This window comes from Burkholderia sp. Bp9031 (assembly GCF_003857965.1).
Lineage (GTDB): Bacteria > Pseudomonadota > Gammaproteobacteria > Burkholderiales > Burkholderiaceae > Burkholderia > Burkholderia ambifaria_A.
Genome location: NZ_QTPW01000003.1, coordinates 231,723 through 248,396 on the forward strand (window position 1 = coordinate 231,723; position 16,674 = coordinate 248,396).

A 16,674-nucleotide genomic window follows, 5' to 3' on the forward strand; every position below is an offset into this window, starting at 1 on the left:
TTGCACACGCATCGCGCGCACGCCGGTGTTTCTTTTGGATCCCGGCAGGCGCATGCCACCGAACGTGTGCCGCCCGCCTGATTGCCGGAGAAGATATGACCGAATCCGTGACCGTTCGCCGTGTCGACGCGAGCGAAGCGCATGCGTGCATCGACGCGCTGGCCGACGTGCTGATCGATTGCGTCGAAGGCGGCGCGTCCGTCAGCTTCATGCTGCCGATCGCGCGTTCGACGGCCGTCGCGTTCTGGACGCGCGTGGCCGACGGCGTCGCGAGCGGCGAGCGGATCCTGCTCGTCGCGGAGGACGCCATCGGCCGGATCGTCGGCACCGTGCAGGTCGTGACCGCGCAGCCGGAGAACCAGCCGCATCGCGCGGACATCGCGAAGATGCTCGTGTCCCGCCATGCGCGGCGCCAGGGGGGCGCCGCGCGGCTGATGGCGGCCGCCGATAAAGCCGCGCGCGACGCCGGCAAGACGGTGCTCGTGCTCGACACCGTGACGGGCGGCGATGCCGAGCGTTTGTACGAGCGGGCGGGCTGGCAGCGCGTGGGCGTCGTGCCGAACTATGCGCTGGTGCCCGACGGCGCGCTGTGTGCGACGACGTATTTCCACAAGCAGCTCGTGTAACGGGTCGCGATCCGGCTCGCGATCGACACGCGTGAGGCGGAGCGGGGCCGCAGGCCCGAAGCCGCGCGGAAAGGAAAAGCCGGCCGGCGGCAGTGCGGCTCCGATATATTCGTGCTGGAGCACGCCGCCACAGCACGACTAAAAGCCAGCACAACGCCACAAAAACGCCACAAAAACGCCACCGGAATCGCCGCCTCGATGAAACGCTCCCATGTCGCCTTTGCCCTCACGGGCCTGCTCGTCGCGCTGCCGATCGCCGCGTACGCGCTCGTCAAGCCGCTGCGCGTCGTCGCGCCCGCGCTGCTGCCCGGCGTGTCATGCCCGAGCGCGGACATCTGCACGGACGATGGGGCGAAGCTCGGCGCCGCGCAGCAGCTCTATCGCGACGGCTACGCGCGCGCGGCGGCGGCCGTGGGCGCGTTTCGCGACGCACCGCGCGTCGTGTTCTGCTCGACGCGCGAATGCGCCGACAAGTTCGGTCTCGGCGATCGCGCGGCCCTGACGCTCGGGAATTTCGGCGTGGTTGTCGCGCCGCGGGGCTGGCAGACCTACTTTCTCGCGCACGAACTGATCCATCACCGTCAGGCGGAAGTGCTCGGCAACCTCGCGGTCGCGACCAAGCCGCGCTGGCTGATCGAAGGGATGGCGTATGCGCTCAGCGACGATCCGCGCCATCCGCTGAAGGAACCGTTCGAGTCGTGGCGCACGCAGTTCGCAGCGTGGCATGCCGCGCTGGGCCAGCAGCCGCTGTGGGACGCCGCGCGGGCCGTGGAATAGCGATCGCGCGCGGCGGGCGTCTGCCGCCGTGCCGCTATGTCGTTATGCCGACACGGCCGGATCGTCGGGCTGCCCGACGAGCGTGCGCCGCCCCGCGTCGAGGATCTCGTCGGCCAGCGCCGGATCGGTGCCGGCGATCGCGCGCGACAGCACGAGCGCGCCGACCATCTGGCTGAAGGCGGCGATCGCGTCGCGGCGCGTGTCGGCCGCGGCCGGGCCTTCCGCGGCCACCATCCGTTCCAGCCGGTCGAGATACGCGGCGACACCGTGCGCGTAGCAGGCGCGTGCCGCGTCGGTCAGGCGTGGCGCGTCGCCCGCGAAGCCGGACAGCGGGCAGCCGGCTTCGACGTTGTCGCGATGCGCGGTCGACAGGTACGACGTCACCTGTTGCGCGACGCTGCCGGCGCTCGGCGAATCCGCGCGGTCCTGCATGGCCTTCTCCATCACCGCGGCGACCAGCGCATCCTTCGATTTGAAGTGGTTGTAGAAGCCGCCCTGCGTGAAGCCGGCTTCCTTCATCAGCTCCGTCAACCCCACCGCGTCGACGCCGCGCACCCGGAACAGCCGCTCGGCGGCCGCGACGATCGCGTTGCGGTTTTCGGCAGCCTGTTGTCTCGAGACGCCCATCGATTCCTCCCTCATTCCGGTAATTGCGTCGATTGAAAAACACAATGGTGATCACCATTGACGTGCCGGAATCGCGCTGACACAATGCATCGCAAAGACAATGGTGATCGACATTGACATCAAGTGTAGCCGACTTCACGAACGAAGCGAAGCGACCGGCGCGGCACGGATGGACGTCGGTCCGGGTCTTGGGTGCGAAGGGGGCGGGCGGCGGTCCAGCCAGTCTTCCGGCACCGTCGGAGCAACGGTTCGGTACGCGATGGCAGCGTGGTTTTTCACCGGATCCCGAGTGCGCGGCGAACCGGCGCGAACGGAATCGCGAAAGGAACGATCATGAAGATCGAAGGTGCAGTCGTTTTCGTCACGGGCGCGAACCGCGGGCTTGGCCTCGAGTTCGCGAAGCAGGCGCTCGAACGCGGGGCGCGGAAGGTTTATGCGGGTGCGCGCGATCCGGCCAGCGTGACGCTGCCGGGCGTGGTGCCCGTGAAGCTGGACGTGACCGATCCGGCGGCGGTCGCCGCGGCTGCCGACGCCGCCCGCGACGTCACGCTGCTGATCAACAACGCGGGCATCGCGCGGCTCGGCAGCCTGACCGACGACGGCGCGGTCGACGCGTTGCGCGATCACCTCGAAACCAACGTGTTCGGGATGCTGGCGATGTCGCGCGCATTTGCGGGCACGCTCGCCGGCCACGGCGGCGGCGCGATCCTGAACGTGCTGTCCGTCGCGAGCTGGGTGAACCGGCCGATCCTGTCGGGCTACGGCGTGTCGAAGTCGGCCGCGTGGGCGCTGACCAACGGGTTGCGGCATTCGCTGCGCGAGCAGCGCACGCGGGTGGTCGGGCTGCATGCCGGCTTCATCGATACGGATCTGACGCGCGGTCTCGACGTGCCGAAGGCGACGCCGGCCGACGTCGTGCGCCAGGCGTACGACGCGATCGAATCCGGGGCGGAGGAGGTGTCCACCGACGACTTCACGCGGGAGGTGAAGGCCACGCTGTCGGCCGGTGTGTATCTGGACGAGGCGACGCCGCTCTGACGTCGCCTGTGAAAGACGGCCCGCCGCCCGCACCTGCGCGCGGCGGGTCCGGCCGTCAGGCCGTGGTGTCGATGATGCCCGGGATCTTCACGTCCGGGTTCACGTCCGCGTCGTAGTCGACGCCGGCGATCTCGAAGCCGAACAGGCGCAGGAACTCGGTCTTGTAGCCGGCGAAGTCGGTCATCTCGTACAGGTTCTCGTTCGTCACCTTGTCCCACATCGCGACGACCTTGCCCTGCACTTGCGGATCGAGTTCCTTGTAGTCCGCGCGCAGACGGCCTTCTTCGTCGATGTGCGGCGTCGCGCCGTACAGGCTGTCCTTGAACAGGCCGTACACCTGCTCGATGCAGCCTTCGTGCGTGCCTTGTTCCTTCATCACCTTGAACAGCAGCGACAGGTAGAGCGGCATCATCGGGATCGCCGAGCTTGCCTGCGTGACGACGGCCTTCAGCACCGACACGCGTGCATCGCCGCCGTGCGCGGCCAGTTGGTCGCGGATCGACAGCACCTTCTTGTCGAGATCCTTCTTCGCTTCGCCGATCGAGCCGTTCCAGTAGATGTCGTGCGTGATCTGCTCGCCGAGGTACGTGAACGCGGTCGTCTTCGCGCCGTCGGCCAGCACGCCGGCTTCAGCGAGCGCGTCGATCCACATCTGCCAGTCCTCGCCGCCCATCACGGCGACGGTGCCGTCGATCTCTTCCTGCGTCGCCGGCTCGAGCGACACCTCGCGGATCACTTCCTTGTCGGTATCGAGGCCGCGGAACGTGACCGACTTGCCGACTGGCTTGAGCGTCGAGCTGATGGTTTCGCCCGTCTTCGGATGCGTGCGGCGCGGTGCCGCGAGGCTGTAGACGACCAGGTCGACCTTGCCGAGATCCTGCTTGATGGTGTCGATCGTGACCTGCTTGACCTTGTCGGAGAATGCGTCGCCGTTGATGCTGCGCGCATAGCGCCCCTTTTCCGCGGCGAACTTCTCGAACGCGGCGCTGTTGTACCAGCCGGCCGTGCCCGGCTTCGTTTCGCTGCCGGCGCGCTCGAAGAACACGCCCAGCGTGTCCGCGCCCGAGCCGAATGCGGCCGAGATCCGGGCGGCGAGGCCATAGCCGGTCGACGCGCCGATCACGAGCACCTTCTTCGGGCCGTTGGCGATCGGGCCGTGCGAAGTCACGTAGTCGATCTGTTCCTTGACGTTGGCTTCGCAGCCGACCGGATGAGTCGTCACGCAGATGAAGCCACGCACGCGCGGTTTGATGATCATGGAAACCTCTAGTCAGAAAGGCGCGGACGGCCTGAAATCGGAAAAATCCCGCGCATTGTAATGGATGCGGGCGGGCACGGCGGGAAAGGCGGGCGGTGACGGCGGTCGCGATCGCCCGGGGGCGGACCGCCAACGTGGCGATTCGCATGGACGCCAGTTATTTCTCTCTTGACAGAAATAACTGAAAAAACTAAATTTCCCGACATGGAACTCACACCGATTGCCGAACGATTCATCCTCCACTGGGGCGAAATGGGCTCGCGATGGGGCGTCAACCGCACTGTCTCGCAGATTCACGCGCTGCTGTACCTGGCCGGGCGGCCGGTCGCGGCCGACGAGATCGCCGAGACGCTCAACGTCGCGCGCTCCAATGTCAGCACGAGCCTGAAGGAACTGCAGGCGTGGCGGCTCGCGAAGGTCGTGCACGTGCTGGGCGATCGCCGCGACCATTTCGAGACGTCCACCGACATCTGGGAACTGTTCAAGCTGATCGTCGAAGGGCGGCGGCAGCGCGAGATCGAACCGACGCTCACGGTGCTGCGCGACTGCCTGACGAGTCCCGAGATCGCCGATGAAAGCCGCGAGACCGAACAGCGCATCCGCGACACGCTGCAGTTCGTCGAGACGCTCACGACCTGGTCGGACGAGATGCTGCGGCTCAAGCCCGACACGCTGATGAAGGCGCTCGGCATCGGCGCGAAGATCAGCCAGACGGTCAGGCGCAAGTCGTCGAAGTAAGCGGTATCGGACGTGCGGGCACGCAGCCCGCTTTTTTTGGAGTTGTTATTTCTGTCGTTACAGAAATAACTGTAAATAATGGATGAAAATGAACAGGCCCATGCTGTCGATCCGCCGGCATGCCGCATCGCGGAGTGCGACATGAACATCCTCGTCTGCGGCGCGAACGGGCTCATCGGGCGGGCGTTGGGCGCGCGGCTCGAAGCCGGCGGCCATCGCGTGCTGCGCGGCGTGCGGCATGCGGTCGGCCCGCACGACGTCGCGATCGATTTCGCGAAGGATGTCGATCCCGATGCGTGGCTCGTCCGGCTGGATGGCGTCGACGTCGTGATCAATGCGGTCGGGATGCTCGCCGACCGGCGCGATGCGACGTTCGACTCCGTGCATCGTGCGGCGCCCTGCGCGCTCTTCACGGCATGCTGCCGCACCCGCGTGCGACGCGTGATCCAGATCTCGGCGCTGGGCGTCGAGCGCGGCGACACGCCGTATTTCGCCAGCAAGTACGCCGCCGACACCTTCCTGCAGACGCTGCCGCTCGATTACCGGATCGTGCGTCCCGCGCTCGTCTACGGGGCGGCCGGCACGTCGGCACGGTTCTTCCGGATGCTCGCGAGCCTGCCCGTGCACGCATTGCCGGCGGGCGGCCATCAGCGGCTGCGCCCCGTGCATGTCGACGATCTCGCCGAGCTCGTCGCGCGGCTCGTCGATTCGCCGGAGGCCGGCAACCCGGTCATCGACGCGGTCGGCGCCGATGAAGTCGAGTATCGCGAGATGCTGGGCGTCTATCGTGCCGCGCTGGGTTTCCCGCCGGCGGCCCGCATTACGCTGCCGGGCCCGCTGGTCGGCGCGGCGGCCGCGCTGCTCGGCACGATGCCGGGCGCGATGCTGACCCGCGATACGTGGACGATGCTGCGCGGCGGCAACACCGGCGATCCCGCGGCGCTTGCGGCCGTGCTCGGCCGGCCGCCGCGCGGGCTGCGCAGTTTCATCGGCGCGGACGCGATCACGCTGCGCCGCGACGCGCTCGCGATGTGGCATCGGCCGCTGCTGCTCGGTGCGCTTGCGATCGTCTGGATCTGGACGGCCATCGTGAGCGCCTTTGTCCACCCGCTGAGCGACAGCCTCGCGATGCTCGCCCGCGTACACCTGAGCGGGCTGCCCGCGCTGATCGCGCTCTACGCGGCATGCGCGCTGGACTTCGCGTTCGGCGTGGCGACCGTTGCCGCGCCGTCGCGCCGCCTGTGGGCCGCGCAGGGCGCGCTGATCGTCGCGTATTCGGCCGTCATCGCGGTCACGATGCCCGGCCTGCTCGCCGAGCCGTTCGGCCCCGTGCTCAAGAACGTGCCGATTCTCGCGATCCTGTCGATCCTGTTTTCTGAAGAAGAACAAGCATGAACACCTATCTCGTCATCAAGACGCTGCACATCCTGTCCTCGGTGCTGATGGTCGGCACCGGCTTCGGCACCGCGTTCTACCTGTTCTTCGCGAATCGCACACGCTCGGTGCCGGCGATCGCCGCCGTGTCGCGCCTCGTGGTGCGCGCGGACTGGTGGTTCACGACGCCGGCCGTGCTGTTCCAGCCGGCGTCCGGACTGTGGCTCGCGCATACGGCCGGCTGGCCATGGCAGACGCCGTGGCTCGTCGCGTCGATCGTGCTGTATGCGATCGCGGGCGCGTGCTGGCTGCCGGTCGTATGGCTGCAGATCGAGCTCGCCGGGATGGCGAAGCTCGCGCATGCAAACGGCGACGCCGCGCTGCCGGCGCGCTACTGGCAGTATGCGAAGCGCTGGGAACGGCTCGGCTATCCGGCGTTCTTCGCGATGCTGGCCGTCTATTTCCTGATGGTGCTCAAGCCGATGTAAGCGGGGCAGCGTGCCGGCACACCGATTTCGCGTGCGGGCCCTGTCGATTTCCGTGCGCTCGTGTATAAATTCGACGGGAGCGCGTTCGGGCTCGCCTCGATCACGCCTGACGCTTCGCACTCGACCTCACAAGGAGCCTGCATGCTGCACATCCTCGGCAAGATCCCGTCCATCAACGTCCGCAAGGTGCTGTGGCTGTGCACCGAACTCAACCTGCCGTTCGAACAGGAAGACTGGGGCTCGGGCTTTCGCACGACCAACGACCCGACCTATCTCGCGCTGAATCCGAATGGTCTCGTGCCCGTCGTCAAGGACGACGACTTCGTGCTGTGGGAGTCGAACACGATCATCCGCTATCTCGCGAACCGCTATGGCGGCGACGCGCTCTATCCGGCCGAGCCGCAGGCGCGCGCACGGGTCGATCAGTGGATCGACTGGCAGGGCGCGGACCTGAACCGTTCGTGGGTCGGCGCGTTCCTCGGCCTCGTGCGCAAGTCGCCCGATCACCAGGACCCGGCGGCGATCGCGCAGTCGATCGCGGGCTGGACGAAGCACATGAAGGTGCTGAACGCACAGCTCGAAGCGACCGAAGCGTTCGTAGCAGGCGATCACTTCACGCTCGCCGACATTCCGATCGGCCTGTCGGTGAACCGCTGGTTCGGCACGCCGTTCGAGCATCCGGACTTCCCGGCGGTGACGCGCTACATCGAGCGTCTGGCGACGCGCGAAGGCTTCAAGCAATACGCGGGCAGCGCGAACCCGTAACGCATCGCATGTCGCGCGCGGTGCAGGGCCGGCGGTTCGACTGCCGCCGCCGCACCGCGGCATGTCACGTACCGGATGCCGGTACGGCCTCGAGCACGCGTGCGAGAAACGCCTCGTGATTCCACGCGGATTCCGGCCGCGACAACCCGAGCCGCACGACCACCAGCTCGCGGCTCGGCACCACGCTCACGAACTGGCCTTCATGGCCGACCGCGTGAAACGCGTCGGCCGGCATCGCGCGCGCATGCGGATCGCGATCGTTGAACGGCTCCGGCACTTTGACCCACAGTTGCGCGCCGAATTCCTGCCGCGTCGATTGCGGCGTCGCGCGCGTCAGGTAGCGCACCCAGCCATGCGGCAGCAGTCGCTGCCCGTTCCACACCCCGTCTTGCAGCAGAAGCTGCCCGAAGCGCGCCCAGTCGCGCGCGCTCGCATACATGAACGACGCGCTGCCGAGCGTGCCGGCCGCATCGGGCTCGAACACCGCACTGCGCATCTCGAGCGGCGCGAACAGCGCACGGCGCGGAAATGCAAGGTAATCGTCCTCGGTGCCGCCCATCGCTTCGCGCATCACGCGCGCGACGATCGCGCTCGTGCCGCTCGAGTAATGCCACTGCGTGCCGGGCTTTGCGGCGAGCGGCTTGGCCGACGCGAAGCGCGCGGTGTCGGGCTGCGTGAACAGCATCACGGCGACGTCGGACAGCGGGTCGTCGTAGTCTTCGTTGAATTGCAGGCCGCTCGTCATTCGCAGCAGTTCGTCGAGCGTGATCGCCGCGCGCGGGTCGCCGCTGTCGCGCCATTCGGGCAGCAGCGCCGACGCATCCGGCGACAGCTTGTGCTGCGCGACGAGCACTCCGACCAGTGCGGCCGTCACGGTCTTCGTCATCGACCAGCCGGGCAGCGGCGTGTCGGCCGTGAAGCCGGGCGCGTAGCGCTCGGCGATCACCTGCCCGCGCCACATCACGACGACCGCACGGGTGCGCCGCGGCCGTGCCGGATCGGGTTCGTCGAACGCGCGGTCGAGTGCGGCCTGCAGCTTGCGTGTGTCGATGCCGGTGGGCGGGGCGGCCGGCGCCGCTTCCTTCGCGGGCGGTGGGTCGGCGACGGGCGGCAGCGCGGCCGGCAGCACGCCGGGCGACGGCCCGAGCGCGAGCGTGCAGCCGAGCCCGGGACGGAAGTCCGCCTCGCGTTGCGCGAAGCCGGCGAAGGTCGCGACGGCGCGATGATGCTCGGGATCGATCGACGGACGCACCAGTTTCAGCAGCGGATGCACGCCGGCCATGATGTCGACATCGATCACCGACGCGGCCGGACGGCCTGATACGAATACGCCGGAACACAGCGCCTTCGCGGCATAGCCCGTCGCGATCGGGGCGAGCCGCGACAGCATGTAGCCGGTGTAGCCGACCGCGGCGACGAGCGCGACGGCGACGCCGCGTCGGATCAGCGATTTGAAGGGGGGCGTCATGCGCGAGCGTCCTCGGTGGCGTGCCGGCCGGCAACGATCCGGCAGTGTCGCAGGTTCGGGCAAGCGGTGGCAATCGCGGGGGAGCGACGCCGGACGGCATCGCCCAGGCGGCATGGTGCCCGGCGTGTGCGAATCGCATGTGTCGATCGCGCAGGTTCGAACGGGCCGCATGCGGCCCGTTCATACGGTGCGTCATTGTGCGTTGTCGTTGTCCGAACGCAGTGTCCAGACCGTCGCGGTATTCGTGTTGTCGTCGACGGCCGCGAATTCCGGATGACCCTTGCTGCCTTGCCCGAACGCGAGGCCGAAGGCTGCGCCCGGCACGGTGTCGACCTGCATCTGCGCGACGAAGCGTCCGTCCACCGTGAATTCGACGATCTCGCTCGGATGCTGCGGATCGGGATTGACCGCATCGCCGTTCGCGGTCACGAGATGGCCGTTCGGCGCGAGCGCCAGGGCGAGCGGGCCGTGCAGGTGTGCGGCATCGAAGTAGATCATCCGTCCGACGCCACCGTTGCGGTTCGTCGATGCGGCGTTCTGGATCGCGAACACCGCGTTGTCGCCGGTGGACGCGACGTACAGGACGTCGACTTTCGGGTCGTACGCGAGACCGGTCGGGCCGACGACGAGCGCGTTGGGATCGGTCCGGTTCACGTAACCCGACGCGATGATGTGCGAGCTCGGCAGCATCGTGACGCCATCGGGGCCGATCACCAGTTCGATCCGTGCGACCGTCCCATTGAGCACGTTGGACACGAACGCGGTCACGCGCGGACCGTGATCGATCACGGTCATGTCCCACGGCCCGTCGAGCAGCGTGGCGCTGACCAGTTGCGTGACGAGATTGCCTTGCGGACCGATGACGAGCAGCGAACCCGGTGCGACCACGGTCTTGCCGTCCGGCGCGGGGACGTTGCCGACCAGCACGAAGCCGCTGCGCAGCACCGTGAGCGCGGTCGTCAGGCCGAGATTGCTGCCCTGGAAGAACGTTGCCGGCGTTTTGCCGGGCGACAGCTTCACGATCGTCGTGCCGGTGCCTTGCGCGTTCGACGCCGCGTTGAAGTTGGACACGACGACGTCGCCCGATTTCAGCGTGCTCCAGCTCGGCACGCCGCGCGGCACGAACGCGATGCCGTACGGATTGACGTCGCCGTTGGCCGGCACGGTCGACGCGGTGACCGACGAGACGACCGGCAGGATGATGTCGCTGTCGCCGGCCCACGCGAAAGCCGACGACAATGCGACCACTCCGGCGCCGCAAGCCGCGTGGCAAAGCGTGCGCGCCAACGTGCGACGGGCGTGGGCAAAGAGCGGCGGGTGAATGGCGAGGACGGGCGGGGCGGGTGAACGACAGGAAGGGAGAGGGTTCATGGCATGACTCCGGTTGATGATCGCAATCAGTCATCCCGGCTGCCGGCCTGCGCAGCCGACGGGTGTCCGGCGCGGGTTCGCGATCGTGCCGCGCGAATCCACGCTCGGAATAAACGGATCGCGACGGCCGAATATTCCCTCAGTCGACGGACATCGCATGCGAGCCGGCGTGCATTGTTCACCGCAATCGCGACACGTCCTGACAAGTTGAAATCCGATCCGCCATCGGCCGATAATCGTCCGGCATCGTTCCCAGTCAAACCGCAATCGGAAAAATCGGAAAACGCCATGTCCTACGACAACAACAACCCGTTCGCCAGGATCCTGCGCGGCGAACTGCCGTGCGTGAAGGTCGCCGAAGACGACGCAACCCTCGCGATCATGGATCTCATGCCGCAGGCCGACGGTCACGTGCTCGTGATCCCGAAGGAGCCGGCCGCGCAGATCTTCGAGCTGTCCGGCGATGCGGCCGCGGCCGGCATCCGCATGACGCAGCGCGTCGCGGCGGCCGTGCGCGCGGCGCTCGGGCCGGACGGCGTGTTCATCGGCCAGTTCAACGGCGCGGCCGCGGGCCAGACGGTCCCGCATGTGCATTTCCACGTGATCCCGCGCTGGGAAGGCGTCGAGCTGCGGCTGCACGCGCGCGACATCGCCGATGCGGCCACGCTCGAATCGGTCGCGCAGCGCATCCGCGCACATTTCGTGTAACGCGTGCACGGCGGGTGGTTCCCGCGGCGCCAGCGGGCGCGCGCCGCGACGCCGTTCGCATCTGTTTCAGCAGTCACGCTCGGTAACACGTGTAACCGCCCGAGAAACTTGGCTCGGCCGCCCCGGCGCTAGACTCCGCGCATTGCTTCATCGAGCGACAGGAAGGGCGTGCGACCCCTTCGTGCCGGCCGTCGCAAGATGCGACGGCCCGGTGTTCGCAAGGTGTCATGTGTCCTCTTCGCCGGGAATCGAGCCATGTACAAAGTCCTCATCACGTTTGCGCTGATCGCCGGCCTGTCCGGCTGTTACGTCGCGCCGCCTTACGGTTACGCCCCCGCGCCGGCTTATTACGGCTATGCGCCCGCGTATTACGCACCGCCCGTCAGTGTCGGGATCGGCGGACACTTCCGTATTCGCTGACCACGCGGCGGGCGCGGGCTTGCCCCGCACGTCGATCGACCGCGTCGTTCGACGTTCCGCCGCCGCTTCCCGCAGGGAAGATTCGCGCGCCGCATGACGGCGCGTCTGCGCATCGCTCGCCCGGGTTCCTATACTTCACAGGAAAGTCCACTCCGGCGAGGCAGCCATGGCCGTTACGCGCAAGGTCGCAATCGTGTCGGGCGTCTCCACGCTCGTCTATCTCGGGCTCGCCGTGCTCGGCATCGGCGGGTTCGCAGCCTTCTTCTCGCATCCGCAACTGACCGTCATCGTCGTCGCGACGTTCGCGCTGGCCGTCGCCGCGTTGTTTACCGAAGGCAACCTGAGCGCCGGCGAACGCGAGAACCGCGACAACCGCTGGGTGCTCGCGGCCTTCGCGGCGAGCGGCTTCCTGCTCGCCTATCTGCCCGCGCTGACCGACCGGCTCGATGTATGGACCTTCGGTGGCGACACGGTGCGCTGGATCGGCGTCGTGCTGTATGTCGCGGGCGGCGTGCTGCGTATCTGGCCCGTATTCGTGCTCGGCAAGCGCTTCAGCGGGCTCGTCGCGATCCAGCCGGGCCATACGCTCGTGACGGGCGGCATCTACAGCCGCATCCGCAACCCGAGCTATCTGGGCCTGGTCGTCAATTCGATCGGCTGGGCGTTCGCGTTCCGCTCGGGCGTCGGCCTGCTGCTCGTCGCGCTGACGATGGTGCCGCTCGTGGCGCGCATCCGTTCCGAGGAAGCGCTGCTGCGCGCGCAGTTCGGCGCCGAATACGACGCGTACTGCGCGCACACCTGGCGGCTGCTTCCCGGCGTGTACTGACCCTCGTTTGCTTCGAACGGGCGGCGCGCGTCGATCTGGCCCCGCTGCGCTCGCCGATGTGTTGCCACCTGTGTCCGAACTCGCGATGCGGACGCTTCCCGCACCGTCATCCCGACCGGCCGATCGTCGTCGAAGCCTTTGCCGGCGGGCGTTGCCGGACGATTCGGCAAGCCTTTCCGAGTCGCCTTCCGGTAAACAACTTGTTACCAGAATGTCGACGGCAGCGGGGCTCGACCGGTGCTATTCTTCGCCGCAAGCTCATTGAAATGAATTGGTCCGGGATTCGGCACAATGCCGGCATCGACGTCGATCGGTTCAGATCGTCGTATCGAGCGGACTTTCAATAACCAGATTGCGAACAAGGAAGAATACGGGAATGTGGAAGAAAATTGCCCCCACTCTCGTCGTCGCCGTGCTGACCGGCGCGACCGCACTGCCGGCAATGGCCGGTGACCTGAACAACGCGCTCGGCGGCGCGCTCGGCGGGGTTGCCGGCGCAGCGGTCGGCGGCGCGGTCGGCGGCAGCACGGGCTCCGTGATCGGCGGCGCGATCGGCGGCGGCGCGGGCGGCGCAGTGACGGCGAACCGTCACGAGCGCACCGGCGCGATCATCGGCGGCGCACTCGGCGGCGGCGCGGGTACCGCGGCCGGCAACGCGATGGGCGGCCGCACGGGCGGCCTGCTGGGCGCAGCCGTTGGCGGCGGCGCCGGCGCGGCGCTCGGCGGCAACCTGTCGCGCAACTCGTACGACCGCGGCGATCACGGCGGTCGCGGTTATCGTCACCGCAAGCATCGCCATCACCGCGACTGGGACTGATCGCCGCGGGCGCGGCACGGTGCGCGGCCTGCGCACCGGCGCGCCCGACGCGTCGGCACCCGATCCGACAGCCGGCCCGGCAGCCTCAGCCGGGCCGCCTTCGCCGGCAAGACCGGCGGCCTTCATCGCCTTCATCCCCTTCGGCAGTTCAAGCCCGGCCCCGCTCGACGGCTCGGCACGCTCCCTCCCGCTTTACCTTTCCCGCTTGCAGACCACATCGCCAGTTGCACTGACATGCAGCCGGGCAGGTTTGGCCGACACCACGCGATATCGCTGATCGACGCGTTGTCCTCCGGTCATCAGGATTTCCCTGATGCGCCGACCGTTTGCGACACGCGTGCACCGGCCATCGCGGGCGCCGGCGGGTAGTGCGAAATCGAATGGATGTCATCGCAACATTTAATTGGTCGATCAGGATCGACTTCGCTATCGTCAACGCTGCCCGCGTACGGAATCGAACCGTGCCGTCCCCCGTGCCCCGCCGCATGACCCCGAGTGTCCGCGGCCCGGCCGCCGGACCCACAGGCATGGGTCGCCCCGCCCGCTGAACCGGGCGGACCCGTCGCGAAGCCTGGCCGACCGAAAGAAGGCGCCCGCGCTTTCAAGCCACCCCGGCAACGATGTCCCGCCGCCGCATGCGTGCCCCACGCGCGTGCCGCGCCTGCCGTTGCTACCCGGGGCCGGACCAACCCATTGCCTGGATGCTTTATGTCTAAGACAACGTATTACGCGCCGCATGGCGGCCACCCGCCGCAGACCGATCTGCTGACCGATCGCGCGATGTTCACCGAGGCGTACGCGGTCATTCCGAAGGGAGTGATGCGCGACATCGTCACGAGCTGGCTGCCGTTCTGGACCAACACGCGCCTGTGGGTGATCGCGCGTCCGCTGTCGGGTTTCGCCGAAACCTTCTCGCAGTACATCGTCGAAGTGAACCCGGGCGGCGGCAGCGACAAGCCCGAGCAGGACAAGAACGCCGAAGCCGTGCTGTTCGTGGTCGAAGGCGAGGCCGAGCTGACGCTGCAGGGCAAGAAGCACACGCTGAAGCCGGGCGGCTACGCATTCATTCCGCCGGGCGCCGACTGGACGCTGCACAACGTCAGCGATGCGGCCGTGCGTTTCCACTGGATCCGCAAGCACTATCAGGTCGTCGACGGCATTGCGCTGCCGGAAGCGTTCGTGACCAACGAGCAGGACGTCGAGCCGATCGCGATGCCGGGCACCAACGGCGCATGGGTGACGACGCGCTTCGTCGACATGAGCGACATGCGCCACGACATGCACGTGAACATCGTGACGTTCGAGCCGGGCGGCGTGATTCCGTTCGCCGAGACGCACGTGATGGAGCACGGCCTGTACGTGCTCGAAGGCAAGGCCGTCTATCGCCTGAACCAGGACTGGGTCGAGGTGGAAGCGGGCGACTTCATGTGGTTGCGCGCATTCTGTCCGCAGGCATGCTATTCGGGTGGCCCTGGCCGCTTCCGCTACCTGCTGTACAAGGATGTGAACCGTCACATGAACCTGACGCTGAATCCCGCGCGCTAAGCGTTGCGCGCGTCGGACCCGAAAGCCCGCCGGTGTATGCCGGCGGGTTTTTTGTTGGCGACGTGGTTCGATGCAACCGGCGTGACGGCGTGCGTGCGTCGCGCGCTACTCGCCGAGCGCGGTGGCGGCCAGCATCGCGACCTGCAGCCGCGTATCGGGCGGCAGTTCGTCTTCCATCAGCCAGACCGCCGACAGGCCGGCCCATGCGAGGATCCATTGCAGCAGCCGGCGCCGGTCGAGTTGCGCCGTCTCGGCGACGAGCATCACACGCCGCGCGAAGCGCGCGGGATCGACCGCGATGTCGTGCGCGGGATTGCAGAACAGGTTCGCGTAGTCGAACGCGCGGTCGCCGCGCAATCCCTTCGGATCGATCGCGAGCCAGCCGCGATCGCCGAAGTGCAGCAGGTTGCCGTGATGAATGTCGCCGTGCAGCACGGCGTCGTCGACGGGTTGCACGGCCAGCAGCCGGTACGCGGTCGCGGCAGAGCGGCGCAGCACGTCGTCGTCCGTGTCGAGCGACAGCAGCGCGTAGAACCAGTCGTGCAGCGGCACGACCGCGGGCGGCGCCGGTGCGCGATGCGCATGCAGCCGCGCGACGGCATCGCACGCGATCCGGATCGCATCGTCGTCGTGGCCGGCAGCGGACAGGCCGGCGAGCGTCGGCGCCGGCTGCGCGCGTTCGAGCAGCACCGCGTCGCTGTCGTGCAACCACACGCGGGCGGCGCCATCCCCGTTCCACCAGGTCATCAGCGCATTGCCGCGACGCTCTTCGTCGCAGGTGGCGACCTTCAGCATCGCGGGACGTGCGTGCCAGACGACGGGCAGCACGCCGCCGCTCGCGGTCAGGATCGGGCCGCCGTCGGGAACGAGGTCCCACAGGTGCAGGTACGTGTCGAACATGCGGACGATGGTACAGGCGAACCGGCTCGTCCGCAGCGCGGTTCGGGCGGCGCTGCCGCCCGCGTGCCCATCCTTTCCTAAATAGAATTTAGCCAACCAAACTTTGGCTAAAGAATGTTCCGGTTTCGCGTCATCCCTTCGACAATGCGCGCCTTCCGTGACCGATGGGCGCCACTCGAGCGCCCGCTGTCGCCGCATCGAAGAAGGAGCCCGCATGACCGATCACACCGCCAACCCTCCGCCGTCACCGGCGCCGCCTCACACGTCATCGCGCCGCCGTGCATGGCGCACGCTCGCAGGCGCGCTGCTCGGTCTGACGCTCGCATGCGCGGGCATCGGCGCATGGACGATCCAGCGCATCTGGACGCAGTTGCCGTCCGTCGGGCACCTGGCGTCGGCGCGCAACGCGTTCGTGATGGACAGCATGCTGCGCGACGTCGTGAAGGCCGGCACCGCGCGCGGCGCGCTTGCGCTGCGCCGCGCCGACGCGGCCGGCAAGGCGGGCACGTCGAACGGCTCGAAGGACGTGTGGTCTGCTGGCTATTCGTCCGGCATCGTCGCGGTCGCATGGCTCGGTTACGACACGCCGCACCCGATTGGGCGCGCGACCGGCGCGACGCTCGCGCTGCCGGTCTGGTTCGACTACATGGGGACGGCTGTCGACGGACGCACGCCGGTCGAGGCAACGCCGCCGCAGGACGTCGCGCTCGTCGACGGCGATTTCGGATACGCCGAATACACGCGCGGCACGTGCACGGCCGACGTACCGGCGTATATCCATAGCCGCTTTGCGTGCGGCGGTGCGGTGGTGGTGACGGGTGCATCCGGCACGCCTGGCGATAGCGACAAGTCCGGCGAGCCGATGCCCGCAGCTGTCGATGCGGCCGAGCGCGAACGCGTGCTCGACCTGTTCCGGACGGATGACTGA

At 67.9% G+C, this 16,674-nt stretch carries 17 protein-coding genes and 1 pseudogene; 13 read left to right on the forward strand and 5 right to left on the reverse strand.

Going from position 1 to position 16,674, the window contains the following annotated elements; genetic code table 11:
• Positions 1-95 precede the first annotated feature (95 nt).
• Both DIE15_RS06135 and DIE15_RS06140 read left to right on the forward strand, forming a co-directional pair.
• A complete protein-coding gene (locus DIE15_RS06135) occupies positions 96-626 on the forward strand; it encodes a GNAT family N-acetyltransferase (RefSeq protein WP_124832662.1) in 531 nt (176 codons plus the stop codon).
• Between the two features lie 198 nt (positions 627-824).
• Positions 825-1,403 carry a hypothetical protein gene (locus DIE15_RS06140; RefSeq protein ID WP_057925624.1) on the forward strand — a complete coding sequence of 193 codons (579 nt, stop codon included), beginning with the start codon at positions 825-827 and terminating at the stop codon, positions 1,401-1,403.
• A gap of 42 nt (positions 1,404-1,445) precedes the next feature.
• Here DIE15_RS06140 and DIE15_RS06145 read toward each other — a convergent pair whose 3' ends face one another.
• A complete protein-coding gene (locus DIE15_RS06145; protein ID WP_057925625.1) occupies positions 1,446-2,030 on the reverse strand; it encodes a TetR/AcrR family transcriptional regulator in 585 nt (194 codons plus the stop codon).
• A 333-nt stretch (positions 2,031-2,363) separates the two neighbouring features.
• Here DIE15_RS06145 and DIE15_RS06150 point away from each other — a divergent pair, with 333 nt between their 5' ends.
• Positions 2,364-3,068, forward strand: a complete 705-nt coding sequence (locus DIE15_RS06150) for an SDR family oxidoreductase (RefSeq protein ID WP_124832663.1) — start codon at positions 2,364-2,366, stop codon at positions 3,066-3,068.
• Positions 3,069-3,123: 55 nt separating this feature from the next.
• Here the strand turns inward: DIE15_RS06150 and fabV are convergent, their stop codons facing one another.
• Positions 3,124-4,326: an enoyl-ACP reductase FabV gene (fabV, locus tag DIE15_RS06155; protein WP_124832664.1), complete on the reverse strand. Its 1,203-nt coding sequence runs from the start codon at positions 4,324-4,326 to the stop codon at positions 3,124-3,126.
• A gap of 204 nt (positions 4,327-4,530) precedes the next feature.
• Between fabV and DIE15_RS06160 the strand changes: the two genes are divergently transcribed.
• From DIE15_RS06160 to DIE15_RS06175, 4 genes are all read left to right on the forward strand, one after another.
• Positions 4,531-5,064: a GbsR/MarR family transcriptional regulator gene (locus tag DIE15_RS06160; protein ID WP_006760784.1), complete on the forward strand. Its 534-nt coding sequence runs from the start codon at positions 4,531-4,533 to the stop codon at positions 5,062-5,064.
• Between the two features lie 141 nt (positions 5,065-5,205).
• A complete protein-coding gene (locus DIE15_RS06165) occupies positions 5,206-6,459 on the forward strand; it encodes an SDR family oxidoreductase (RefSeq protein WP_124832665.1) in 1,254 nt (417 codons plus the stop codon).
• The gene (locus DIE15_RS06170) at positions 6,456-6,926 is read left to right on the forward strand and encodes a DUF2269 domain-containing protein (RefSeq protein WP_057925629.1); all 471 of its coding nucleotides are present in this window, start codon (positions 6,456-6,458) and stop codon (positions 6,924-6,926) included. Before DIE15_RS06165 ends, DIE15_RS06170 begins: the two co-directional genes overlap by 4 nt.
• A 141-nt stretch (positions 6,927-7,067) precedes the next feature.
• Entirely contained in the window at positions 7,068-7,691 is a 624-nt protein-coding gene (locus tag DIE15_RS06175) for a glutathione S-transferase family protein (protein ID WP_057925630.1), read from the forward strand.
• Between the two features lie 64 nt (positions 7,692-7,755).
• On the opposite strand, the gene DIE15_RS06180 is transcribed toward DIE15_RS06175, so the two are convergent.
• Together DIE15_RS06180 and DIE15_RS06185 are read right to left on the reverse strand one after the other, a co-directional pair.
• Positions 7,756-9,159 (reverse strand): serine hydrolase, encoded by a 1,404-nt coding sequence (locus DIE15_RS06180; protein WP_124832666.1) that lies wholly within the window; start codon positions 9,157-9,159, stop codon positions 7,756-7,758.
• A 192-nt stretch (positions 9,160-9,351) separates the two neighbouring features.
• A complete protein-coding gene (locus DIE15_RS06185; RefSeq protein ID WP_185734376.1) occupies positions 9,352-10,530 on the reverse strand; it encodes a hypothetical protein in 1,179 nt (392 codons plus the stop codon).
• Positions 10,531-10,818: 288 nt separating this feature from the next.
• On the opposite strand from DIE15_RS06185, the gene DIE15_RS06190 reads away from it, so the two are divergent.
• The 5 genes from DIE15_RS06190 (at position 10,819) to DIE15_RS06205 (ending at position 14,846) form a co-directional block, all read left to right on the forward strand.
• Complete coding sequence (locus DIE15_RS06190; RefSeq protein WP_124832667.1) at positions 10,819-11,238, forward strand: HIT family protein; 420 nt, start codon at positions 10,819-10,821, stop codon at positions 11,236-11,238.
• 255 nt (positions 11,239-11,493) lie between these two features.
• Complete coding sequence (locus DIE15_RS36885) at positions 11,494-11,658, forward strand: hypothetical protein (protein WP_162840550.1); 165 nt, start codon at positions 11,494-11,496, stop codon at positions 11,656-11,658.
• Between the two features lie 166 nt (positions 11,659-11,824).
• Positions 11,825-12,484, forward strand: a complete 660-nt coding sequence (locus DIE15_RS06195; RefSeq protein ID WP_057925633.1) for an isoprenylcysteine carboxylmethyltransferase family protein — start codon at positions 11,825-11,827, stop codon at positions 12,482-12,484.
• Positions 12,485-12,860: 376 nt separating this feature from the next.
• Positions 12,861-13,301 (forward strand): hypothetical protein, encoded by a 441-nt coding sequence (locus tag DIE15_RS06200; protein WP_057925634.1) that lies wholly within the window; start codon positions 12,861-12,863, stop codon positions 13,299-13,301.
• A 708-nt stretch (positions 13,302-14,009) separates the two neighbouring features.
• Positions 14,010-14,846 (forward strand): bifunctional allantoicase/(S)-ureidoglycine aminohydrolase, encoded by an 837-nt coding sequence (locus DIE15_RS06205; protein ID WP_057925635.1) that lies wholly within the window; start codon positions 14,010-14,012, stop codon positions 14,844-14,846.
• 105 nt (positions 14,847-14,951) lie between these two features.
• Here the strand turns inward: DIE15_RS06205 and DIE15_RS06210 are convergent, their stop codons facing one another.
• Positions 14,952-15,746, reverse strand: coding sequence for an aminoglycoside phosphotransferase family protein (locus tag DIE15_RS06210; RefSeq protein ID WP_124832668.1), 795 nt, complete (start codon positions 15,744-15,746; stop codon positions 14,952-14,954).
• Between the two features lie 391 nt (positions 15,747-16,137).
• Between DIE15_RS06210 and DIE15_RS06215 the strand changes: the two are divergent.
• Positions 16,138-16,674: pseudogene (locus DIE15_RS06215) on the forward strand (penicillin-binding protein); the annotation flags it as partial.